This window comes from Chitinispirillales bacterium (assembly GCA_031254455.1).
In the GTDB taxonomy this organism is placed as follows: domain Bacteria; phylum Fibrobacterota; class Chitinivibrionia; order Chitinivibrionales; family Chitinivibrionaceae; genus WRFX01.
This window is the reverse complement of sequence record JAIRUI010000017.1, coordinates 1-24,743: the sequence shown is the minus strand read 5'-3', so window position 1 is coordinate 24,743 and position 24,743 is coordinate 1. Positions and strand designations below refer to the sequence as shown.

Genomic DNA, 24,743 nt, shown 5'->3' with positions numbered 1-24,743 from the left:
AATTGATTATAATGAAAATCAAATTTATAATTTTTTGTTTTGTGTTGTTGATATTTGGCGGATGTGCGTATGTAAATACTCTTTACAACGGCGGTTATGCGTACAAAAAAGCGCAGCGATTACAAAAACAATATGAAAGAATGTCTAAAGATTCTTTAGACATTGCAAGAGAAACCGGTTCATTTTATAAACGATCCGTAACAAAAGCGGATAAAGTGCTTTTGGAATATCCAAAATCTGAGAAATCGCACGATGCCGCGTATTTTCTTAAAGGAATTTCGCTTTTTGAATTGAATGAATACATGTCTGCGATGAATATTTTTGAGGTGCTTCTGGAATATTATCCGGAAAGTAAATATGAGCCGCGTACATTGCTTTATTTGGCAAGGACTTATGCAAAAATAGAGGACTTTGTCGCGGCGGAAAATTATGTAGAAATGCTTTTGGAAAAATATCCGCAAATGCAGAGTAATTCCGAATTGATTTTTTTGCAGGCGGATTTGGCGGTACAGCTTGAAGGTAAAAGTGCGGCGATTGAAGTTCTTGAGAAACGTCTTGCCGAAACTGCGGATCCGTTTCATAAATTATCTATAATTGAGCGGCTTATGGCGCTTACTATGGAGAATCAAGATTACGAAAAAGCGCTTTCTTATACGGCAAGCATGCCGAGTTTTAACAAAAAATATTCGTCAATTTATTATCGGGTGGAATTTCGCAAACTGCAATGCCTCAGAAAATTATTGGAAAGCGAAGAAGCGATAAAATTTGCCGACTTGATGTTGTCAAACTCAAGTTATTTATATAACAGAACCGAAATTATGTTAGAGAAAGGAATTTCGTTTATTGATATGGGAAAATATGACGAGGCTATTAGAATATTAAAAGATATTGTTTTTGGCGCCGGAAGTGCAAAAATACGCTGCAAAGCGTGGTTTGAATATGCCGGAGTGAGTATAGATATAAAAAACGAATTGGACAGCGGAAGAGTACAATTAGACAGTGCGCTTTTTTGGGTAGGTGACGATAAAGAAATGCGGCTTTTAATAAAAAAACGTCTTGACGGTCTCAAAAAAATCGACGAGTTGCAAAAAACGCTTGAAGATGCGGATCCGTTTACAAAAGTCGATAGTACTTATTATCAATACAGAATCGGTGAAGAATATTGGCTTTCGGCGCAGATTCCTGATTCCGCTTTAAATTATTTTAATATGCTTATAGAGTCGATTCAAACGCCGGACTCAATAAGAGCCAAATCTCTGTATTCAACGGCGTATATTCTCAAAGAAATAAAAAAAGATACCGTTTCGTCGGACAGCATTTTCAGTGAAATAATAAATAAATATCCAAGTTTTGAAGTGGCGAAAGCGTCACAAAACATGCTCGGAATACCTGTAACCTTAATGACTCGCCGCGATTCGGCAACCATCCAATTGGCAATCGCAGAAAAAATGGAGGAAGAAAACGATTTTTCGTATTCGCAGGAAGCGTATTATGCATATTTGTTATGCGCCTTGAAATATCCCGACATAAAAGATATAGCCGCAAAATCGCTCTATGCGGCTGGTTGGGTGGCAAACAAACGTAATAATATCGTTGACGGAATTGTTGATACCGCCGTAGTAAAGATTTATGTGCGCCTGTGTAACGATTATCCTGAAAGCGAGCAATGCCTTAATGTAAAATATATGATGGATATAGGAGAAGTAAAATCATACGCCGTACAGTATTCGTCGCGAATTGAAAAATCGGATTCGTCTGAAATTCAAATGGACGGTACGCAAAGTGAAATATCCGTCGAAAAACGAAAAGCGGTTTTGCCGGATTTTCAGAGTTGGATATAATTTATGGCTGTCGCTAAAGAATATCCTCTTGTAATTGCGTTTTGTGCGATAATGTTTTGCGACAAAAAATTGCGGGAAGAGGCGCTTGAATCGTTGAAAAAAGAACTCGGCAAAATTGCGAAAATCACCGAAGAAATTAATTTTTCCAAAAATACCGATTATTACGAAAACGAGATGGGAGACGACATAAAAAAAATTTATATCGTTTTCGATAATCCGATTAAAAGAGAATTTTTGTCACAATTAAAATTAAAGACGAACGAAATAGAGCGAAATTTTACAAAAAACGGGCGGCGGCAAATAAACATTGACCCGGGATACATTACCGAAGACAAATTTGTTCTTGCAAGCGCAAAAGATTATTTTCACAGGATCGCAATCGGAAATGGAATTTTTGCAGAAACGACAATTCATTTCTCTGCAAATGATAAAATCCGAAGATTTTCTTGGACTTATAAAGATTACTTGACGCCTCAAGTGCGGGAATTACTTATTTTCGGCAGGTATTTGGCGAATAAAATTTAAAAAGAATTTTGAATCTTTATCGATAACAAATAGTATTTTGGACTTGTTTTATTTATAAGTTTAATATGAAAATAACGGGTATCCTTTTTTTGAAGCGGCGGTGTATTGAAAAAAGAGGTTTTTAACGATGAAACAAGTTATTAAAAGGCATTTTAATGGAGATATAAATTATGGCTAAAAAAACAAATACAGATGGATGGGCTTTTGAAACAAAGCAGCTTCATATCGGACAGGAAGAGGCGGATCCGACGACCGAATCGCGGGCTGTTCCAATTTATCAAACGACATCGTATGTATTTCGCAATGCGGCTCACGCGGCCGCTCGTTTTGATTTGACGGACTCGGGAAACATTTATGCGCGATTGAATAATCCGACGCAGGAAATCTTTGAAAAAAGAATCGCCTCTCTTGAATGCGGCGCGGCGGCTTTGGCTGTTGCGAGCGGCGCGGCGGCAATAACTTATGCTTTATTAAATCTTGCCAAAACGGGCGACCACATAGTTTGCGCCAAAACCGTTTACGGCGGAACTTACAATTTATTCGCCCGCACGCTTGACGATTACGGGATTAAAACGACTTTTGTCGAGCCGAAACTTGAGGAATTTGAAAAAGCGATTTTATCAAACACAAAGGCTGTTTTTGTTGAAACGTTTGGAAATCCCCACTCAAACGTCATTGACATTGACATGTTGGCAAAAATCGCTCACAAAAATAAAATTCCTTTGGTCGTCGATAATACCTTTGCGACGCCGTTTTTGTTTCGACCGATTGAACACGGAGCGAACATTGTTGTGCATTCTGCAACGAAATTTATCGGCGGGCACGGAACTACTTTGGGCGGTGTTATAATCGACGGCGGAAACTTTGACTGGGAGGGAAGCGGAAAATTTGCGGAAATTACCGAACCGAATTCGAGTTATCACGGGCTTTCTTTCACAAAAGCGGCGGGGAAACTGGCGTTTATCGTCAAAGCGCGAACGATACTGCTTCGCGATACTGGAGCGGCAATTTCACCGTTTTCTGCATTTTTGCTGCTACAAGGATTGGAAACGCTTTCGCTTCGCGTCGAAAGGCACGTAGAGAATACCAAAAAGGTGATTGAGTTTTTGAGAAGGCATCCGAAAGTCGATAAAGTGAATCATCCGTCGCTTTCAGAAGACAAGCCGCTTTACGACAGATATTTTCCAAACGGCGCGGCTTCGATATTTACTTTTGAGATAAAAGGAGGCAAAGAAGAGACTTGGAAATTTATTGACAAACTGCAGATTTTCTCGCTTTTGGCAAACGTCGCCGATGCAAAATCGTTAGTTATCCATCCTGCCACCACTACGCATTCGCAATTGTCGCCCGAAGAGTTGAAAGAACAGGGGATTAAGCCGAATACCGTTCGTCTGTCGATAGGAATTGAGAACATTAAGGATATAATAGCCGATTTGCAGCAGGCTTTAGAATAAGAGATTTTTTGGACGTATTCTGTTTTTTGTCGAAAGATTGCAAACTTTATGAGGATTTAAAATCCGTTAACATTATTCAAACTGAAGAAATAAGGACGAATATTATGAGATAATTAAATAAAAAGACAATGTGTTTGAATACAGATATGAAGCCGGAAATATAGATTCGACGATAGTGTAATCTACACCTTTGTATAAAGAAATGAAAAGACAAGGAATATTTGATATTGAAACAGAAAAGGTAAGAATACAGTATGAATTTGTCGGGAGCAATCTAACCGATAAAAACGTAACCATAGAATATTATATATAATTATGATTGTGGTTGCGAGTAAACCTGACGAATAGTTGGTGGTAAAGGAGAACCAAAATGAAAAAGTTTTTAGCGCTTTTGTTTTTAGTGTTGTGTTCCTGTAGTAATACAGGAAGAGATGGAAACGTAGATAATGAAAATATTGCGGCGGCATTTATCGAAATCAACGGACTTGACGAAGGTGTTCACACAATAACGGAAGCGGCTGTTTATAAAGATTATTAATTTGTGATTAATAAAATAACTTAAACTTTGACTTGCTTATGTTTTGTGTAGAATTGTATATAGTCGCCAGGATTATATTTCAGGCTGTGAATGTGAATGTTTTCTTTATAAAAAATAAATTTTACCCGCCGTCTATTGGAAAATATTATTTTTGCCTCAATTAATTTTGCAATTGAACCGGAAAAGGAGCGTTTATGTTTTTTTGTAATGAAGACGAAGACGATGAAAAAAAAGAGAAAGAAGATAAAACCGGCGGTGTACAAAATAAAATAGCCGAAAAATTTCTTGAAGACAGAGCGATTTTTCTTTGGGAAGACGTAAACGATAAAACGGCAAAAGCGGTTGTCCAACAAATTTTATATTTTGATTCTTTGAATAACAACGATATAACGTTTTACATAAACAGCCCCGGCGGTTCTATTTCTGCGGGACTTGCTATATATGACGCAATGCAGTTTGCAAAATCCGATGTTCGTACGATTTGTATGGGACAGGCGGCGAGTTTCGGCGCCGTTTTACTTGCCGCGGGAACGCAAGGCAAACGCGACATTTGGGAGAATGCGAGAGTTATGATACACCAGCCGCTCATTATGGGAAATATGGTCGGCGTCGCCTCGGATATTGAGATACAAGCGGAAGAAATGTTGCGTATCAAAGGAATATTGAATGCGATTTTGTCGAAACACACAAGACAGAAAGTAGAAAAAATAGAAAAAGATACCGATCGTGACAATTTTTTGTCCGCACAGGAAACGATTGAATACGGGCTTGCCGATAATGTAATTAAAGTAGTCAAATAAAACTTAGGAAATTAATTTTACCCCTTGACAGGTGTAGTTGCGAAAAATTATATTCACCTTGTTTTTTTGTTTGTTAGGCGTTGCCGGTGTAGCTCAGCTGTTAGAGCATCCGACTTGTAATCGGAAGCGCGGGGGTTAGAGCCCCTCCACCGGCTCGCGTAGTTTAGGTGAGTATGACGGGTAGATGTCCGAGCGGCTAAAGGAGATGGACTGTAAATCCATTGGCGTACGCCTACGGTGGTTCGAACCCACCTCTGCCCACCATTTAGCGGGTGTAGCTCAATGGCTAGAGCCCTACCCTTCCAAGGTAGTTGTTGTGAGTTCGAGTCTCATCACCCGCTCCATTCTTGCCCAAGTAGCTCAGTGGTGGAGCACATCCTTGGTAAGGATGAGGTCGGCGGTTCAATCCCGCTCTTGGGCTCGTAAATGATGTGAATGGTATTAGAAGTTCAAAAAATGTTTCTTAAAATAAAGAAAGTTGGATTGTATGCCTAGAGAAATCGTGATACTTGAGTGTTCTTCTTGTAAGGAACGTAATTATACTACCGACAAAAACAAGAAAAAACAGTCGGGAAGGATTGAACAGACGAAGTTTTGTCCTCGTGAGCGTAAAAGAACGCTTCATAAAGAGACGAAATAGGAAGTTTATAGGTGTGTAGCTCAATCGGTAGAGTAGCGGTCTCCAAAACCGTTGGTTGTGGGTTCGAGTCCTACCACGCCTGCGTTATGGCTGGAATTTGAGAGGAAAAGTTTATGCAACGAATTATTAAATATTTCAGAAGTGTTGCGACGGAAATGAAATTAGTATCTTGGCCAGGACGAAACGATGTCATATCGGCGACCGTTTTAGTTGTTGTGTTTGCCGTTGTTATGGCAATGGTGGTATGGGGTATAGACAAGATAATTGAGTTGGTGATAGGGCTGGTTCTTTAACGCGGGAATGTAAATTCGGAGATTTGAGATATGAGTTCTAATTGGTACGTTATACAGACATATTCCGGGCAAGAGTCAAGGATTGCTACGGATATTGAAAATTCCATAAACACTAAGTTTGAAGCGTTTACGAACGATAAAAAAATTCGCAAGCTTCTTTCGGACAGTATAATTAATGTAAAGAGCCCGCAAAGGGAAGTCGTTTCGGTAAAGAACGGCAAGAAAAGCGTCAGTGTCAGGAAAGATTTTCCTTGTTATGTGCTCGTAGAAATGACGCTTAACGAAGAAAGCAAGTCGTTTGTTCAGCATATAACAGGTGTTTTGGGATTTGTAGGCGGAGTTAGAAATCCGCATACAGTCAAGGAATCCGAAATAGAGCGGATATTAGGAAGAGAAACGATGCATGACAGTATCGTGGAAGCGACTGAAGTTCCGTTTATGGTTGATGACCAGGTGAAAATTACGGCAGGTCCGTTTAAAGGGTTTAACGGCGAAATAAAGAAAGTGAACCCTGAAAAAGGTAAAGCTATTGTCGATGTTATGGTATTCGGCAGGGCGACGCCTGTTGAAGTGGATTTCTCGCAAATAGAATCGGTGTCTTAAAAGATTTTGAAAGTTAAATAGGAGGGTTACCAAAATTGGCTAAAAAAGTGGTGGGGCAAATAAAGCTTGCTCTTGAAGCCGGGAAAGCGAATCCATCGCCTCCGGTAGGTCCGGCGCTTGGACAGCACGGTGTTAATATAATGGAATTTTGTAAAGCTTATAATGCAAAAACACAGGATCAAGCCGGCATGATAATACCGGTTATTATTACGGTCTATGCGGACAAATCGTTTTCATTCATTACCAAAACACCGCCTGTTTCGATTCTCATTAAAAAGGAGTTGAATCTTAAAAGCGGCTCAAAAGTTCCGAATAAGGACAAGGTCGGTAAGCTTGCAAAAGCGCAGATTTATAAAATTGTTAAAATTAAAATGCCTGATTTGAATTGTGACTGCGAAGAGTCGGCGTATAAGATGGTTGCGGGAACTGCGCGCAGTATGGGTGTGGACGTAGAATAAAACTGTACGGAGAATTATATAATGAAAAGAAGTAAAAAGTGGATAGCGGCGCACGAAAAACTTGATGTTAATAAAGAATACGGGTTGAAAGAAGCGTTGCAGTTTGTTAAAGATAACGCAGGGGCTAAGTTTGACGAATCGGTCGATATTTCCGTTGGTTTGGGCGTGGATCCAAAAAAGAGCGACCAAGTAGTAAGAGGTGCGGTAGTACTGCCGGGCGGACGGGGAAAGGTTGTTCGCGTACTTGTTTTTGCACAAGGCGCAAAGGCTGATGAAGCGAAAGCGGCTGGTGCGGATATTGTCGGTGCGAACGATCTGGTAGAAAAAATAAGCGGCGGCTGGGATGAATTTGACTCGGTTATAGCAACTCCAGATATGATGGGGGTTGTGGGAAAATTAGGTAAAATATTGGGACCGCGCGGCTTAATGCCTAATCCTAAGGTAGGAACCGTTACCAATAACTTAACTACGGCTATAAACGAGGTTAGAGCGGGTAAGGTCGAATTCAGAACCGATAAATCCGGTATTATTCACGCTTCGATCGGGAAAGTGTCTTTTGACGCCGATAAACTTTTTTTGAATATAAAGGCGCTTGTGGACGCTTTAACCAAATTAAAACCGTCAACTGCAAAAGGTGTTTATGTTCATACTGCGCATGTTTCAAGTACTATGGGACAAGGCGTTAAAATAAATGTGTCCGATTTGCGATAATAAAGGAGTAATGCGAAGTGTTAACTAAAGCAGAAAAAACAGAAGTCATTGAAATGTTAGACAAAGAATTTTCCGAATCTTCGGGATTATATGTAACTTCATATCAGGGAATGACTGTTGAAAAGTTTAACAATGTAAGAAAAAATCTTAAAGGCGTTGATGCCAAGTATTATGTGGTAAAAAATACGCTTGCCAAAAAAGCGTTGGAAAAGTCTGGAATAAAGGGACTTGCCGATGCTTTCAAGGGACCTGTTGGAGTGGCGATAACTAAAAAAGATATTGCGAGTACCGCAAAAATTATCAGAGATTTTAATAAAGATAACGATAATTTGCTTGCAGTACGGATGGCGTATGCGGACGGAGTTGTGTTTTCAAGTACAGACGCGGAACGATTGGCGAACCTTCCTTCAAGAACGGAACTCCTTTCGATGCTTCTTTCCGCTTTTAACGCCCCGGCGACCAAATTGGCGGGCGCATTGTCAGGCGTTTTGACAAATTTTGTCAGAACCGTAGATGCTGTTCGTGTAAAAAAAGATAAAGAGTAGTTTTATAATTTAAAAAGGAGTAATGTAAAAATGGCTAAATTGAGCAAAGATGAGATCGTAGCGGCGATTGGTGAGTTGACGGTAGTTGAATTGTCGGATCTTGTGAAGGCGATTGAAGAGAAATTTGATGTTAAAGCGGCGGCTCCTGTAGCTATTGCGGCGGCTCCGGCGTCAGGCGGCGCGGCGGCTCCGGCGGCGGCGGAAAAAGATGAGTTCACCGTTGTTCTTGCAGCGTCAGGCGACAAGAAAATTGAAGTTATTAAAGTAGTTCGTGAAGTAACGGGTCTTGGCTTGAAAGAAGCTAAAGAACTTGTTGACGGAGCTCCGAAGCCGGTAAAAGAAAGCGTTTCGAAGGCGGAGGCGGAAACCCTTAAGAAAAAACTGGAAGATGCCGGCGCTAAAGTAGAACTTAAGTAAGCGGCAGGTTAAAGAGCTAATGCCGATCTGGTTTTGATTTTTTAAAGACAACACGATACATCGAAAATTTGATGTTTCGTGTTGTTCATTTTTATTGTGCAGATAATTGATCCAAGGTTTTTAATGAAGGGTTACGAAAGAATGAATATTAAAAGACATAATTACTCCAAGGTGTTGCAAGATTTGGAATTACCGGATTTATTGGAGATACAAACGAAATCTTATAAACAATTTTTACAAGAAAATGTGCCTCATCACAAAAGAAAAAATGTGGGATTGCATAAAGTTTTTTCCGAATCGTTTCCGGTTTCGGATAATAAAGGAATTTATGAACTCACTTATGAAGGATACAAACTCGGCGTTCCCAAATATTCTCTTAAAGAATGTAAAGAACGAGGGTTAAATTATGCTGCGCCGTTAAAAGTTGACTTGTCGTTGATTGTTTATGAAAAGAACGGTAAAGAAAAAGAATTTAAAGAAAAAGTAAATAATAACGTTTTTATAGGTGAAATCCCGCTCATGACCGACAGGGGAACTTTCGTGATAAACGGAGCGGAACGCGTGATTGTAAGCCAGTTACACCGTTCACCTGGTATAGTGTTTAACGAAGGTGAATTTACGGGGACGCAAAAGAAATATATAGGCGCAAGAATTATCCCGCAAAAAGGATCTTGGGTTGAGTTTATGCTTGACGAAGAAAATTATTTGTGGGCAAGTATTGACAGAAAAAAGAAATTTCCGGCTACGATTTTATTGAGGGCGCTCGGCTATGTAACGGATGAAGAAATATTTTCTTTATTCAACGAAATTGAAACCATGTATCTTGATTCGGAAGAATGCCAAACACTTAAGGGAAAGGTGTTGGCGAATAAAGTTATTAATCGGGAAACGGGCGAGATTATAGGAGAGGCGAACAAGATTATTTCCGATGAAGATGTGGAGTCTTTTAATGTCGCCGGCGTAAAAGAAATTAAAATACTCAAAAATTCTGAAGACTATGCCGCGGTGATTCTCAGAAAAACTATGGAAAAAGATACAACGGGAGGCGATAACGGCGAAAAAGCGTTTGCTTATGTTTACGACATATTACGCCCCGGTCAGCAATATACTTCGGAATCAGGAAAACCGTTTGTCGAGAGAACTTTTTTTGACGAGAAACGTTACGATTTGGGCGAAATAGGTCGTTACCGTTTGGATGCACGTTTGAAAATAGAAACTCCGGTAGGCTGTAGAACTTTACAGGTTGCGGATTTTGTTGAAACGTTGCGTTATCTTCTCAAAATAGGAAACGGAGACGGACAACTTGACGATATTGACCATTTAGGTAACAGAAGAGTGCGCTCGGTAGGAGAGTTGATGGAAGTTAATTTCGGTTTAGGCGTTGCCAGAATGCTTAAAGCGATAAGAGACAAACTTAACGAAAACCATGAAGAAGAAATAGTTCCTTATGACGTTATTAACGCCAGAGCGGTATCTACTGTTATTCAGTCGTTTTTTAGTTCTTCGCAGCTTTCACAGTTCCTTGACGAAACTAATCCTCTGTCGGAACTCACCCACAAACGAAGAGTTTCCGCCTTAGGACCAGGAGGACTTTCCAGAGACCGTGCGGGATTTGAAGTTCGAGATGTGCACCATACGCATTATGGACGTTTATGTCCGATTGAATCGCCGGAAGGACCCAATATCGGACTTATAGCATCTCTTTCTACTTATGCGCGTATTAATGAATTCGGATTTATTGAATCGCCTTATAAAGTGGTTAGTGAGGGGAAACTTACGGGTGAAATCAAATATTATTCCGCAGACCAAGAAGACGGGGCTCACATTATTCCGGCAGACACGCAGATAGAAGAAAACGGAATGATAACAGAAGCGAAAAATTTGTTTTCGCGTAACAGAAGCGATTATCCTGTTGTGACAAGAGACGAAATTCAACTCATGGACGTATCGCCGATGCAGATGGTTTCGGTTTCGTCCGCGCTTATTCCTTTTTTGGAACACGATGACGCAAACAGGGCTCTTATGGGTTCAAACATGCAGCGTCAGGCAGTTCCGCTTCTGCAGACCGAGTCGCCTATTGTAGGAACTGGGCTTGAATATCGCGCCGCTAAAGATTCAGGTTGTCTCGTCGTATCAAAAGATGACGGTGTTGTGGAAAAAATCGATGCACAGTCCATAGTTGTTCGTAAAGATGTAGTTAATGAAGAAGACATGCTTTTGGGAATAAATGATATTGATGTTTATGAACTTAAAAAATTTGAACGTTCAAACCAGGATACTTGTATAAATCAACGTATATGCGTTACCGAAGGAACAAAAGTTAAAGCAGGAGACGTGCTTGCCGACGGACATGCAACAAGTAACGGCGAGTTGGCTTTAGGTAAAAACGTTAGAGTTGCGTATATGCCTTGGAACGGATACAACTACGAAGACGCAATAATCGTTTCGGAAGATTTGGTCGCCAACGATGTATATACTTCAATTCATATAGTTGTGTTTGAAACGGAAGTTAGAGAAACTAAGCGCGGTCCGGAAGAATTAACTTGTGAAATTCCCAACGCCGGTGAAAATCAATTAGTGAATCTTGACGAAAACGGAGTTGTTCGAGTAGGAACTGAAGTCGTTGAAGGTAATATCTTGGTCGGCAAAATTACTCCGAAAGGTGAAAAAGAATTATCTCCGGAAGAACGGCTTTTGCGAGCTATTTTCGGAGAAAAATCCGGAGAATTTCGTGACACTTCTCTTGTTGCGCCGACCGGACTTAAAGGCATTGTGATTGATACAAAGGTTTATTCTCACAAAGAACGCGATAAGAAATCCAAAGAACGCGATAATGCGAAGATTAGAGAATTAAATGAAGAAGTAGAACGCAAAGAACAGAATTTAAGAACTAAACTTGTTGAAAGTTTGACGCGGATCCTTGACGGTTGTAATTCTACGGAGATCACGGAATCGCACAGCGATAAAGTACTAGTCGCCGAAGGAACGACATGGACGCGGGATGTTTTAAATTCTTTGGATTTGACTTCAATTTCTTTGAAAAAGGGTTTCTGTAATGACAAAGATAAATCAGATCTTTGCGAAAGAGTCGTTTTTAAAGCGGCCAATATGATTGCTTATCTTGATGACAGGCGCGATAAAGATATTGAAAAAGTTCTTCGAGGCGATGATTTGAAGCCGGGAGTTTTACAATTGGTTAAAGTTTATATAGCCAAAAAAAGAAAACTTTCCGTTGGCGACAAAATGGCCGGACGGCACGGCAATAAAGGTGTCGTGTCTAAAGTTGTTGCTCGCGAGGATATGCCGTTTATGCCCGATGGAACGCCGATTGACATTATTCTTAACCCGCTTGGGGTGCCGTCCCGTATGAATGTCGGACAAATTCTTGAGGCGCATATGGGATTGGTTGCGGAAAATTTAGGAGAGAAAATAGCGACGCCTGTTTTTGACGGTGTATCTTGCGAAGAAGTTATGGAAAATGTTACAAAAGTTGAGAAAAAACTTAATGCCAAATATGAAAAACAATATTATCGTAACGGGAAAGTATTTTTGAGAGACGGTAAAACCGGTGAATTTTTTGATAATCCTGTGACAGTAGGGCCGGTTTACATGCTTAAACTTTGCCATTTGGTTGACGATAAAATGCACGCTCGTTCAATAGGACCGTATTCTTTAGTTACGCAGCAACCGTTGGGCGGAAAATCTCAGGCGGGCGGTCAGCGTTTCGGAGAAATGGAAGTTTGGGCGTTGGAAGCGTATGGCGCGGCATATACTTTACAGGATGTCTTGACCGTTAAGTCCGATGATACTGCTGGTCGTTCCAAAGTTTATGAAGCTATAGTTAAAGGGGATAATACGCCGGAGCCGGGAACTCCCGAATCATTTAATGTTTTGATTCGTGAAATGAAAGCGCTGGCAATAAATGTTGAAACTAATTTGATATAATGGAGTTTACTTGTGAACGGAAATTACACTAAACACACAAAGGAAACGGAAATCCACAATGTTGGGATTTCTATTGCGTCGCCGGAAAAAATTCGCGATTGGTCGCACGGAGAGGTTACAAAACCGGAAACTATAAACTATCGCTCTTATAAGCCGGAAAAAGACGGGCTTTTTTGCGAAAAGATATTTGGACCGGTCCGCAGTTGGGAATGTAATTGCGGCAAATACAAACGTGTACGATATAAAGGTATAGTATGTGACCGTTGCGGAGTCGAAGTTACCGATTCAAAAGTTCGTAGAGAAAGAATGGGTCATATTGAATTGGGAGTGCCTGTTGTTCATGAATGGTATTCTAAAAGCGGGTTTGTTGCGCAAATTCTCGGGCTTAAAAATAACGAAGTCGATAAAATAACGTACTATGAAAATTATATCGTTATAGACAAAGGTGATACCGATTTAATTGAAAATACGCTTATTGACGATGCAACTTTCGATAAGTATGAAAGCGAAGGTAAAAAATTTGTCGCTAAAATGGGCGGCGATGCGATTTTTGATTTGCTTTCCAAAGTCGATTTGGAAGATTTGCGGGATCATTTGTATAATTTGGTGAAAAATACGACCTCAAAACAGAATAAAGCGGATTTGCTCAAACGTTTGAAAGTCGTAAAAGACTTTTGCAATTCCGGCAATAATCCACAGGATATGGTTTTGCAGGCATTGCCTGTTTTACCGCCGGATTTACGGCCTCTTGTCCCGCTTGAAGGCGGAAGGTTTGCTACTTCGGATTTGAACGATTTGTATCGCAGGGTTATAAATCGTAATAACCGTCTCAAAAAAATGAAAGAGATTTCGGCGCCGGAAGTTATTTTGCGCAACGAAAAAAGAATGCTGCAGGAGTCGGTGGATACATTGTTTGATAACAGTAAAAACGGTAGAAAAGCGATGGAAGGTAAAAGACCTCTTAAGTCGCTTACGGATTTACTCAAAGGCAAGCAAGGACGTTTCCGTATGAATCTTCTCGGGAAAAGAGTGGATTATTCCGGACGTTCGGTTATTGTAGTGGGGCCTGAACTTAAAATTTATCAATGCGGACTTCCCAAGCCGATGGCGTTAGAACTTTTTAAGCCGTTTGTTTTTAAAGTTTTGCAAGAGAGAGAACATGTCCAGACTATTAAAGGCGCAAAAAAATTTGTAGAAAAAGAAAGAACTGAAGTTTGGGATATTTTGGAAGAGGTTATAAAAGATCATCCGGTTTTGCTTAATCGTGCGCCCACGCTTCACAGACTTGGTATTCAAGCGTTTTTCCCGATTTTGGTCGAAGGTAAGGCGATTCGTCTGCATCCTCTTGTTTGTACGGCGTTTAATGCTGATTTTGACGGCGACCAAATGGCGGTGCATGTACCGCTTTCGCCCGAGTCTATTGTAGAAGCGCGGCTTCTTATGCTTTCAGCGAATAATATATTGCGTCCGTCAAGCGGGGATCCTGTTATGGTTCCGTCACAGGATATGGTTTTGGGAATTTATTATCTTACCAAAGAAAATAGAGAGAAAAAGACGTTGTTGAAAGGGCTTGCAGGAAAAGACGAATTGAGAATATTTGATTCTATTGATGAATTACAGTATGCTCTTGCAGGTAAAGAGATTGAACTTCATTCTATAATTCGTTATGTTATTCCCGAGAAATGGCGTTTGGAAGGACAACCAAGAATTATTGAAACAACTCCGGGACGAATAATTTTCAATCAAGCGATTCCTGAATCTATCGGTTTCCAGAATGAAACGATGAAAAAAAGTACGATTGAAAAACTTGTAGGGAAAATAATGAAAACTTGCGGAGCGAAAGAAACAACGATTTTCCTTGATAACGTTAAAGATTTGGGCTATAAGTATGCGACGATTTCCGGGACTACTTTCGGAATTGAAGACTTGGTTGTGCCGGACGAGCGGCAAGAGATTATTGAAAAAGCGTCGGAGGAATCCAAAAAGATCCGCAAACAATATCAGCGAGGCGTCATAACCGAAGGTGAACGATACAATAAAATTGTGGATATTTGGACTCACGCTACGGAAAGTATTTCAAACGTGCTTTTTGAAAAATTACAACAAGATAGAAATGGCTTTAATCCGGTTTACATGATGATTGACGCAAAAGCGCGAGGCAGTAAAGACCAGATTAAGCAGTTAGCGGGTATGCGCGGACTTATGCAGAGACCGCAGAAAAACTTAACCGGCAGTGTCGGCGAAATTATCGAAAATCCGATTTTATCCAACTTTAAAGACGGACTTACGGGACTTGAATATTTCATTTCGACGCACGGAGCAAGAAAAGGGCTTGCCGATACGGCTCTTAAAACAGCTGATGCCGGTTATTTGACGCGGCGTTTGGTTGATGTTGTTCAGGATATGGTCGTATCTCAACAAGATTGCGGAACAGTGAGAGGCGTTAACATTACGGCGCTTATTGAAGATGAAACCATAATTGAATCGCTTGCGTCAAGAATCGCAGGAAGAGTTGCGTTGAGTGATATTATAGATCCGAAAAACGGAAATATTTTTGTCAAGAAAAACGAAATGATTTCCGATATCGCTGCGGAACAAATAGAAAAGTCAGGACTTGATTCGGTAAAAGTTCGTTCTGTTCTTACTTGTGAGTCGGATTTTGGTTTGTGCGCAAGATGTTACGGTAAAAATTTGGCTACTCAGAGGTTGGTTGATATAGGCGAAGCGGTTGGAATTATGGCGGCTCAGTCGATAGGAGAACCGGGGACGCAGCTTACTTTGAGAACTTTCCATACGGGCGGCGCGGCTTCTCGTTTAGCCTCAAAATCTGAAGAAATTGCAAATTTTGACGGAAAAATTGAGTTTCAAGACGTTGAAGCGGTTTCTCACAGTTCAGGTAATGTTGTTATTTCTCGAAATGCAACGATTATCTTATCGGCAAACAACGGCGGCAGCCGAAAAGATTATGAAGTTCCTCACGGTTCTATTTTATATGTGGAAAACGGTAAGAGCGTTAAAAAAGGCGATAAACTTTTATCATGGGATTCTTATAACGCGGTTATCCTTGCTACAAAAACCGGAACTATTGAAGGTGTTGATATTAAAGAAGGCATAACCCTTAAAGAGGCGTTTGACGAACTTACAAGAATGACGGAAAGAGTTATTGTCGAAGATAAGGCGCATAAACGTCATCCGCATTTGCGGATTGTTCCCGAAGATGGTTCTGCGTCGTTAAATATTGCGCTTCCTGTGGGCGCTTTGCTGCAGGTGGCGATAGGCAGTAAAGTCACCGTTGGCGATATTCTTTACAAAATCCCCAGAGAGAGCGGGAAGTCAAAAGATATTACGGGCGGACTTCCGAGGGTTGCGGAACTTTTTGAGGCGAGAAAGCCTAAAGACCCAACTATTATTTCCGAAGTAGCCGGCATTGTCGAGTTCAAAATGCGTCCTGTTAAAGACGAAAAGGGGCATATTGTTAAAGGCGGCAACGGAATAGAATTGAGAGAACCGGATATTGAGCGCGGTAACCGTAAAATTTTAGTTCATACGGAAGACGGCGATACCGTTGAATATTCTATTCCCGTGAGAAAACATTTGCGTGTTTATGACGGTGACAGGGTTCATGTCGGCGATAGATTATGCGAAGGTTCAATGGATCCGCATGAAATACTGAGAGTGCTTGGCGAGCATGAAGTTCAAAAGTATCTTATTAACGAAATTCAATCTGTTTATCGTTTGCAAGGGGTTGCAATTGACGATAAGCACGTAGAAGTAATAATATCGCAGATGTTGGGCAAAGTTGAAGTTGAGGAACAATGCGATTCAAAATATCTTGAAGGAGACCAGGTCGATAAAAGAGAGATGCGTTTGGAAATTGAAAGGCTGCGCAGCGAAGGGAAAGAACTGCCCCGTACTCGCGCATTGCTTTTAGGACTTACAAAGGCATCGCTTAGGACAGAATCGTTCCTATCGGCTGCATCTTTCCAAGATACTACAAAAGTGCTTTCTCACGCGGCTATGGAAGCGAAAGTCGATTGTTTGCAAGGGCTCAAAGAAAATATTATAATGGGTAATATTATTCCGGCGGGAACCGGAAGTGTAGAGTTGAGGAATTTACAGGTTCGCGATATTGAAATCGGCGGTTATTCGGACGGTTTCGGAGATTTGGAATCGGAATTGTCTAATGAAGACGATAAATTATTTGGAGAAATTGTATAAATTGAAATAAAATCATTGCAATTTGTATTTGCAATAGAGTATTTTTGCAAAGATTTTTTAATTTTGAGGAGGTTTTTTTTGCCTACTATTAATCAGTTGGTTCGTAAAGGACGAAAGCAGGTTAAAACTAGAAGTAAGACTGTTGCTCTTGACCAATGCCCACAGAAAAGAGGAGTTTGTACTCGTGTGTTTACTACAACTCCTAAAAAACCGAACTCGGCTTTAAGAAAAGTCGCCAGAGTTCGTTTGTCTAATCAAATGGAAGTTAACGCTTATATTCCTGGAGAAGGGCATAACCTTCAAGAACACTCTATAGTTCTTGTTAGGGGCGGTCGTGTTAAAGACGTGCCAGGTGTACGTTATCATATCATTCGCGGAACTTTGGATACTCAAGGGGTTGCGGATAGAAAACAAGGGCGTTCAAAATACGGCGCCGGTAAGAAGAGTACGGCTGCGGCTACAAAGAAAAAGAAATAAGGAGTTTAATAAATGTCTCGTAGAAGAAGAGCGGAAAAAATAGCCGTTGTCGGAGATTACAAATACAATAGCGTATTGGCGACAAAATTCATTAATTGCGTTATGTTGTGCGGAAAAAGAAGGCTTGCCGAGAAAATATTTTATACGGCGCTTGATTATGCTGCGGAGAAAACCGGTTTAGACCAAATGTCTGCATTCAAAAAAGCGTTGGATAATGTACGTCCGGTACTTGAAGTTAAAAGTCGTCGCGTTGGCGGTGCGAATTATCAAGTTCCCATGGAAGTTGACGGGGTGCGTGGAAACGCTTTGGCTATTCGATGGATTATTGAAAGCGCACTTAAACGTAATGAACATTCTATGGTTGATCGGCTTGGGGCAGAACTTGTTCAGGCGTCAAACGGGGAAGGCGGAGCTGTTAAAAAGAAAACCGAAGTCCATAAAATGGCGGAAGCCAATAAAGCATTTGCACATTACAGATGGTAATTTTGTTTTTTTGAATTATTGAAAATGAGTAGTTTTAGAACTGCTCATTTTTTTTATTGCAAATTGCGGTATAAAAAAAGTATTTTGACTTCGGTGGCTTACATTTTGAGGAATTTACAATGAAAAAAATATTATTGTTCTTGTTTTGTTCCGTTTTTTGTAGTTTCGGCGATTCAAACGACAGCGCCGTGAAAAATGCGCGGAAAGCGCTTGCTGCAAAGGATTACGTAAGCGTTGTGGGAATTTATAAATCACTTCGCGAAACGGTAAACGCGGATAACCAATTATTTGAACTTTTGGAACCGATTTATATTGAAGCGTTAACTTTTCAGCGGAATTACGACCAAATTTCAAAATTATCGGCGTCTTATATTGCTAAATATCCAACGAGCAAACAAGTGGTTCGAGTTTATTATTTGTGGGGAGTCGCGCAGGCAAATCTTGGGAATTTTTTACAATCCCTTATCGCTCTTGACGAAGGAATAAAAATAGGTTCGCGCGATAAATATACCGAGAAATCTATTCGTAATCTTATTGAAGATATTGCCGGAAAATATATTTCTTCTGAAGATAGAAATAAGGCGTTGCAATATGACATAAGCGCAGAAACCGTAAATATATTACGCTCTCGTCTTGGTGTTGGCGTTAGTGTGCAGGAAGAAAAAAAAGCGGTTTCAAAGGGAAGCGGTAAATTTGTCGATAGGACAATAGGCCTGCTTGTACCGTTGACCGGGGAATTTGCGCAATTGGGTGAGGCGGCGGTTAATACCGTTAATATGATTTTGGATGAAAACGAAGCCGTTTCCGGAGAAAAATTTGTTTTAAAAATTTACGACACGGAGGGAAATGCCGTCAAGACGGCGCTAAAAACTCGGGAATTGATTAAAGATAAAGTTTCTATGGTAATCGGTCCGATTATGAGTAATACGGCGACGGTAGCGTCGGCGATTTTGTCGGAGTATCCCAATGATTGTATTATGATAACTCCTACGGCTACCGACGATGGGATTGCAATGCTTGGAAGAAATATTTTCCAAATAAATTTAACTACAAGAGTGTTGGCGGAAAAAATTGCAAATTATGCGGTAGAGGATTTAAAAATAAATGAATTTACTATCCTTGCTCCGCTAAATGAGTATGGAAATATGATGACAAATTATTTTACTCTTAGAGTAAAAGAACTTGGCGGTAATGTTGAATTTACGGAGTATTTTTCACCTACAGCCTCCGACCATAGAAAACAGTTTTATGCTATGCGCGAACATTACGCAAATTCAAAATACGGGATTTCTGTAAGCGATGAGAAAACACGGTATTTTTCAGACACTACTATCGTTGTCGGCGGAATATTTTTACCGGTTTCCACTCCGGAAAACGCTGTGCAATTGGCGGCGCAGATTCCGTTTCACAAAATAAGCGGGCAGATATTAGGCGCAAGCGTATGGGATAATCCTAAAGTCATAATTGATGGGAAATCTACCGTTCAAAATGTTTGTTTCTCAACCGCTCATAAGGTTGATAATGAATCCGAAGCGTTTAGAAAATTTGTTGGAAACTATAAAAACAAATATGGTGTAGAGCCGAATCCGTTGGTTGTTCCGCTCGTTGCCGATGCATTGTCTTTAATGTTGAAGGCTTACTCGCAAAGCGGCGGTTCTTTTGATGAATTGTTAAAAAATCTTTCTCATATAAGCGGATATAATGGATTATCTTCTGAGATTTCGTTTGATTCGTTGGACGGGGTAAATACCGGTGCGGTGGTTATAAAAATCAGCGGACAAAAGATGATTAGGGTAAAATAAATTTGCAATGAATATGTTTATTTATTTTTTGGGCGAAATGTGCCGAAATCTTTATCGTTCAAAATTAGTAACGTCTGTTTCGGTTATAACGATAGGCATTCTTCTGTTTTTTTTGATTTGTTTGTCGTTGTTGATGTTTAATATTCGTATATGGGTAAACGACAACGAAAATCAGCCGCAAATGTCGGTTTATTTGGATATTAATCTTTCCCAAGAGCAAGAAAATTCATTGGCTCAAGATATAATATATATTGTAAATGCGCAAAAAATCAATTTTATTTCACGTGACGAATCATATAATATTTTCCGTTCGCTTTACGGTAGCGAGATGTTGAGCGCAGTCGATGAAAACCCGTTCCCCGCGGTTTTGGAATTTAGATTTTCAAATGATTATCCGAAAGATAAGATTGATTTGATATCTAAAGAGATAGAAAAGTTTGACGGTGTCGAATCGCTTGTTTATTCAAACGAGTGGCAGAAAAAATTGGAAAATTTTCGTTTATTGATTTCGCGCGGTATAATTATATTTTCAATAGTTATGATTTCGGTAGTGTTTTTTACGATAATGAATACTATAAAATTAACGGTTTATGCTCGAAAAGACATGATAAAAAATATGCTTTACATAGGTGCAAGCGGGTGGTATATTCGAACTCCGTTTGTGCTTGAAGGCATCGCTCAAGGAACGTTAGGAGCTTTGATTGCGCTTGCCGCAGTCGTTCCTATCAAAATTCTTGCCGTAAATCTTAATTTTTATTGGGGAAATATGCAGTTTATGGCGGCGATTGTACTTTTCGGCGCAATTCTCGGATTTTTAGGAAGTTTCTTTGCCGTAAGAAAATTTATAAATATAGTTCCCAAAGTGAACTGATTAACATTTTTAAGAAAACGTTTTTATCTGTTTTAATCTAACTGAAATTACTGAAGGAAGATCCGTTAATTTTTTTAAGAATTCATTTGAATTATTTACTTTTATGTTTTGGCTTTTTATTTTCAGCTCTCTGTCGTTTTCCGAAACAATATGAAAAAACAAACTACAATCGCCATTTTGTTCGTTACAGCAATTCATCATTTCTTCTATCTCTTTTTCGTTCAGGCTATCTATTGACAATTCGGCATGAACCTCTTTTAGATATTTTCTTACCTCGTTTATGTGAATAATTTTTTCGGCTATCACGCTTACCTTATACTCGTCGTTTTCGGCATCGTCTTCTTCTTTTGAGTCGTCGTCTCTTGTATTCTCAATTTCAACTTTTAATTTTCCCTTTACCGCGATTATATTTCCTTCGTTCAAAACGTTAGAATAAATCTCATATTTATCCGACCAAACCGTAATCTCAAATTTTGTTCCGAAAATATTTTCTATTGTAATAAACGCAAAAATTCGTCCGTCCTTTTTTGAAGAAAGTTCTTTTTTACTTACAACTATTCCGGCAACCGTTTGAATTGTGCCGTTTTTGTTCATCAAATTTGAAGAATATACTTTAGAAGAATCCGAATTTTCCGTATCGCCGTCTTCTTCGGAATCTAATTTAAATGTCGTAATTCCGTCTATTTCATATTTGTATTTGTCTAACGGCGAGCCGCTTGCATAAAATCCGAGAGCGTCTTTTTCTCTTTGAAGTTTATCGTCCATATTCCATTCGATTACATTCGGAAGTTTTGGAACGCCTATTTTTTCGCCTGTTTCACAGAAAATTGAGATTTGATTGCTTTCTTTCTCTTCGCGAATTTTTTTTCCATATAAAATCGCCTCTTCGACTGCCTCGAAATTCTGCGAACGCGCTGAACCGCAACAATCAAACGCACCCGAATAAATCAGCGATTCCAGCGCTTTTTTATTTACGACGCTTAAATCGACGTTGGCGCAAAAGTCGAAAATATTCTCAAAATTCCTCTTGAGTTCGTTTCGGCATAAAACAATATTGTCCGCCGCTTTTTGACCTACGCCTTTTACCGCATTAAATCCGACGACGATGTCTTTTCCTTGAATTACACAAATTTTTAGTGAAATATTGATGTTTGGCGGCAGAATATTTATTCCCATACGCTGCGCTTCGTTTCGCGCCGCGGCAAACTTCTCGTTTTTTCCCATGTGTGAAGTAATTACCGCCGCCATATATTCCATCGGATAGTGCGCTTTCAGATAGGCGCTGTAATAAGAAATATGGGCATATACGCAGGCGTGCGCTTTGTTGAATCCGTAGGAAGCGAATTTTTCCATGTGCGCCCAAATCGCTTCCGCCGTATTTTCGGAAATGTTTTGTTTTTTCGCTCCTTCTATAAATTTCGGATTCATTTCGTCCATTTTCGCCTTTATTTTTTTTCCCATAGCTTTTCGCAGTTCGTCCGCCTGTCCCATAGAAAAACCGCCGATTTCTCTGGCGATGCTCATAACTTGTTCCTGATAAACTATAAATCCGTATGTTACGTCAAGAATTGTGGCAAGTTTTGGATGCGCATAAGAAGTTTTTCGCCTTCCGTGTTTTGTTTCGATTAGCGTTTCTATGCTATCCATAGGACCTGGGCGATACATCGCCGTCATCGCCGTTAAGTCTTCCAAACTGTTCGCCTTAAGTTGTTTAAGATATTTTCGCATACCAGGCGATTCAAATTGAAATATTTCTGCGGTGTTTCCTTTTTGAAAAATTTCTTTGTAAGTCAGTTCGTCGTTTTCCGGAATGTCTTTCCACATGTCTATGGATTTTTTATGATTTATTTTTATTAATTCTATCGCGTCTTTCAAGAGAGTGAACGTGCGCAAACCGAGAATATCCATCTTTATCATTCCCGATTTTTCGATATAGTCCATATCAAACTGCGAAACGATCGGCTTATCGTCGCCGGCTTGTTTTGAAACCGGCGTCCAATTTCTTACGTCGCCGGGAGCGATAACCACGCCAGCCGCATGAACTCCGGGCTGTCTGACCAAACCTTCAAATTTTTGTGCGTATTTGAATAAATTTTTGTAAGACGGATTTTCATCAATCTTTTTTTTTAACTCCGCATTCGCTTCAATCGCATGTTTTATAAATAATTCTTCTTTTTTTACCCGTTCATAACTTTTATCTTTGCGTTCTTTCTCGCTTTCTATAACTTCCGCCGATTTCAACCCTTCGCCGACCATTTTTGCCAATTCGTTTGCCTCGTTAAGCGGAATTTCAAGCGTTCTTGCTACGTCTTTTACCGCCATTTTCGCTTTCATCGTGCCGAAATTTATTATCTGGCAAAAATTTTCTTTGCCGTATTTTTCGCGGCAATAATTTATGATGTCCTGGCGTCTATCTTCTGCGAAATCCGAATCCACATCCGGCAGCGATATTCTTTCGGGATTCAAAAATCTCTCAAAAAACAGTCCGAATCTTAACGGGTCGACACTGCTTATTTCCGTGCAATAACACACAAGCGAGCCGGCTGCAGAACCTCTTACGCCTCTGAAAATCTCCAATTCGTCGGCTTTTTTCAAAAAATCGCGTACAATCAAATAATATCCCTGAAAGCCCATCTTTATTATAGTGTCCAATTCGTATTCCAAACGCTCGACGACGCCGTCCTGAAGCGGTTCGCCGTAAATTTGTCTTGCGCCTTCGTATGCGATTTGCGTCAAATATTCCGCTTCTTCAAGAGCGACTAAAAATTCTTTAGTGCGTTCTTTGTTTTCGCCTGTTTTTTTTGCCCAAAAGCCGTCTTTCATCTTATCGGCTTCAATCCATCCGTTTATTTTTTCTATAACATCCTTGTGTTTTTCTTCGGGAAATTCAAATTTCGGCACGCCGGGACTTGGCATTTGCGGGTCGCTTTTAAGTTTAATTTTTTCACCGCAGCGTTTTGCGATTTCGTAAGTGTTGGAAAACGCTTCGGGGATTTCGGGAAATAATTTTGCCATCTCTTCCGGCGTTTTCAAATAAAACTGGTCGGCGCTGAACTTATATCTGTTAGGGTCGCTCAGTTTTTTTTGCGTTTGTAAAGCGAGCAAAACCTCGTGCGCTTCCGAATCTTGTTTGTCTAAATAATGTGCGTCGTTGGCTACGATAAACGGCACGCCTTTTTTCTTTCCCAATTCTATAACTTTCGGATAGGCTGTTTTTTCCTCGTTAAGCCCGTGGTCCTGCAATTCTAAAAAGAAATTATTTTCGCCGAAAATCTTCAAGTATTCGTCTAAAATTTTTTCCGCCTGGATAAAATTCTCTTCATCGCTCTTTCTGTTTAAAAACGCCGATGGAATCATTCCGGCGATACACGCGCTCGTACCTATAAGCCCTTTTGAACGCTCTCGCAAAATGTCCATATCTATTCGCGGTTTTTTATAAAATCCTTCGGTATATCCTATGCTGGAAAGATACATTAAGTTTTTCCAGCCTTCCTGCGTTTCGGCGAGCAAAATCAAATGATTTCTGCCTCTTTCTTCGACATCGTTGCCGGATGACGCTTCCTGTCTTTTTTCAAACCTGCTTCCCGAAATTATATACGCCTCAAACCCTATTATCGGCGCGATGTCTTTACCGCAGGCGTTGTGAAATTCCATTGCACCGAAAAGTCCGCCGTGGTCGGTAATCGCCGTATATTCCAAACCCTGTTCTTTTGTTTTTTTTACCAAATCTTTTGTTTTTATCATTCCGTCCAAAAAACTGTATTCAGTATGTGTATGCAGATGGGCGAATTTTGTTAAATCAGGCGTCATTTTTTCGTTTCCTACAGGTTATCCTGTAAATCTTTTTAAGTTTCAATTTTTTAATCTTGTCCGAATATACTAAATTGCGGCGAGCAAGGACGACATGTTACCGATAAAAGTAATATCCAAATAAATTTGCCGCTTGATAAATTAAGCGTCGGGTTTTATTTTTGACTCTTTCAAATTTTTCCTTGTATAGCGGGCTTGCTAATTGATTATACCTTTTATTATATTTGTATTGTTTTTTTGTGAGGTGAGTTATGAATTGCAGACATTGTGGAAGTTGTAACACAGTAAAATCCGGCATAGTGTTCAATAAAC

General features: G+C 40.0%; 19 protein-coding genes and 5 tRNA genes. 23 read left to right on the top strand and 1 reads right to left on the bottom strand.

Features of this window, described 5'->3' with window-relative positions:
• Nucleotides 1-11 precede the first annotated feature (11 nt).
• The 23 genes from LBH98_01160 (at nucleotide 12) to LBH98_01050 (ending at nucleotide 20,621) form a co-directional block, all read left to right on the top strand.
• Nucleotides 12-1,841, top strand: a complete 1,830-nt coding sequence (locus tag LBH98_01160; protein ID MDR0303365.1) for a tetratricopeptide repeat protein — start codon at nucleotides 12-14, stop codon at nucleotides 1,839-1,841.
• Between the two features lie 3 nt (nucleotides 1,842-1,844).
• Nucleotides 1,845-2,366, top strand: coding sequence for a DUF4416 family protein (locus LBH98_01155; protein ID MDR0303364.1), 522 nt, complete (start codon nucleotides 1,845-1,847; stop codon nucleotides 2,364-2,366).
• A 170-nt stretch (nucleotides 2,367-2,536) separates the two neighbouring features.
• On the top strand, nucleotides 2,537-3,820 hold the full coding sequence (locus LBH98_01150; GenBank protein MDR0303363.1) for an O-acetylhomoserine aminocarboxypropyltransferase/cysteine synthase: 1,284 nt from the start codon (nucleotides 2,537-2,539) through the stop codon (nucleotides 3,818-3,820).
• A 370-nt stretch (nucleotides 3,821-4,190) separates the two neighbouring features.
• Complete coding sequence (locus LBH98_01145; GenBank protein ID MDR0303362.1) at nucleotides 4,191-4,358, top strand: hypothetical protein; 168 nt, start codon at nucleotides 4,191-4,193, stop codon at nucleotides 4,356-4,358.
• 194 nt (nucleotides 4,359-4,552) lie between these two features.
• On the top strand, nucleotides 4,553-5,158 hold the full coding sequence (locus LBH98_01140) for an ATP-dependent Clp protease proteolytic subunit (protein ID MDR0303361.1): 606 nt from the start codon (nucleotides 4,553-4,555) through the stop codon (nucleotides 5,156-5,158).
• Between the two features lie 82 nt (nucleotides 5,159-5,240).
• A tRNA-Thr gene (locus tag LBH98_01135) sits at nucleotides 5,241-5,313 on the top strand.
• A 23-nt stretch (nucleotides 5,314-5,336) separates the two neighbouring features.
• Nucleotides 5,337-5,422: transfer RNA gene (locus LBH98_01130), tRNA-Tyr, on the top strand.
• Between the two features lie 4 nt (nucleotides 5,423-5,426).
• Nucleotides 5,427-5,502, top strand: a tRNA-Gly gene (locus LBH98_01125).
• Nucleotides 5,503-5,507: 5 nt separating this feature from the next.
• Nucleotides 5,508-5,579: transfer RNA gene (locus LBH98_01120), tRNA-Thr, on the top strand.
• A gap of 66 nt (nucleotides 5,580-5,645) precedes the next feature.
• Entirely contained in the window at nucleotides 5,646-5,798 is a 153-nt protein-coding gene (rpmG, locus tag LBH98_01115) for a 50S ribosomal protein L33 (protein ID MDR0303360.1), read from the top strand.
• Between the two features lie 9 nt (nucleotides 5,799-5,807).
• Nucleotides 5,808-5,880: transfer RNA gene (locus LBH98_01110), tRNA-Trp, on the top strand.
• A 31-nt stretch (nucleotides 5,881-5,911) separates the two neighbouring features.
• Nucleotides 5,912-6,091 carry a preprotein translocase subunit SecE gene (gene secE, locus LBH98_01105; protein MDR0303359.1) on the top strand — a complete coding sequence of 60 codons (180 nt, stop codon included), beginning with the start codon at nucleotides 5,912-5,914 and terminating at the stop codon, nucleotides 6,089-6,091.
• A gap of 30 nt (nucleotides 6,092-6,121) precedes the next feature.
• Complete coding sequence (nusG, locus tag LBH98_01100; GenBank protein ID MDR0303358.1) at nucleotides 6,122-6,694, top strand: transcription termination/antitermination protein NusG; 573 nt, start codon at nucleotides 6,122-6,124, stop codon at nucleotides 6,692-6,694.
• 35 nt (nucleotides 6,695-6,729) lie between these two features.
• A complete protein-coding gene (gene rplK / locus LBH98_01095) occupies nucleotides 6,730-7,152 on the top strand; it encodes a 50S ribosomal protein L11 (GenBank protein ID MDR0303357.1) in 423 nt (140 codons plus the stop codon).
• 21 nt (nucleotides 7,153-7,173) lie between these two features.
• On the top strand, nucleotides 7,174-7,863 hold the full coding sequence (gene rplA / locus LBH98_01090; protein MDR0303356.1) for a 50S ribosomal protein L1: 690 nt from the start codon (nucleotides 7,174-7,176) through the stop codon (nucleotides 7,861-7,863).
• Between the two features lie 17 nt (nucleotides 7,864-7,880).
• Nucleotides 7,881-8,408: a 50S ribosomal protein L10 gene (gene rplJ / locus LBH98_01085; protein MDR0303355.1), complete on the top strand. Its 528-nt coding sequence runs from the start codon at nucleotides 7,881-7,883 to the stop codon at nucleotides 8,406-8,408.
• Between the two features lie 30 nt (nucleotides 8,409-8,438).
• On the top strand, nucleotides 8,439-8,825 hold the full coding sequence (gene rplL / locus LBH98_01080; GenBank protein ID MDR0303354.1) for a 50S ribosomal protein L7/L12: 387 nt from the start codon (nucleotides 8,439-8,441) through the stop codon (nucleotides 8,823-8,825).
• Nucleotides 8,826-8,966: 141 nt separating this feature from the next.
• Nucleotides 8,967-12,770: a DNA-directed RNA polymerase subunit beta gene (gene rpoB / locus LBH98_01075; GenBank protein ID MDR0303353.1), complete on the top strand. Its 3,804-nt coding sequence runs from the start codon at nucleotides 8,967-8,969 to the stop codon at nucleotides 12,768-12,770.
• A gap of 12 nt (nucleotides 12,771-12,782) precedes the next feature.
• The gene (gene rpoC / locus LBH98_01070; GenBank protein MDR0303352.1) at nucleotides 12,783-16,988 is read left to right on the top strand and encodes a DNA-directed RNA polymerase subunit beta'; all 4,206 of its coding nucleotides are present in this window, start codon (nucleotides 12,783-12,785) and stop codon (nucleotides 16,986-16,988) included.
• A gap of 78 nt (nucleotides 16,989-17,066) precedes the next feature.
• On the top strand, nucleotides 17,067-17,465 hold the full coding sequence (rpsL, locus tag LBH98_01065) for a 30S ribosomal protein S12 (protein ID MDR0303351.1): 399 nt from the start codon (nucleotides 17,067-17,069) through the stop codon (nucleotides 17,463-17,465).
• 12 nt (nucleotides 17,466-17,477) lie between these two features.
• Entirely contained in the window at nucleotides 17,478-17,948 is a 471-nt protein-coding gene (gene rpsG / locus LBH98_01060) for a 30S ribosomal protein S7 (GenBank protein MDR0303350.1), read from the top strand.
• 119 nt (nucleotides 17,949-18,067) lie between these two features.
• Nucleotides 18,068-19,750, top strand: coding sequence for an ABC transporter substrate-binding protein (locus LBH98_01055; protein MDR0303349.1), 1,683 nt, complete (start codon nucleotides 18,068-18,070; stop codon nucleotides 19,748-19,750).
• Nucleotides 19,751-19,757: 7 nt separating this feature from the next.
• Entirely contained in the window at nucleotides 19,758-20,621 is an 864-nt protein-coding gene (locus LBH98_01050; GenBank protein MDR0303348.1) for an ABC transporter permease, read from the top strand.
• Nucleotides 20,622-20,630: 9 nt separating this feature from the next.
• Here the strand turns inward: LBH98_01050 and dnaE are convergent, their stop codons facing one another.
• Entirely contained in the window at nucleotides 20,631-24,431 is a 3,801-nt protein-coding gene (gene dnaE, locus LBH98_01045) for a DNA polymerase III subunit alpha (protein ID MDR0303347.1), read from the bottom strand.
• Nucleotides 24,432-24,743 lie beyond the last annotated feature (312 nt).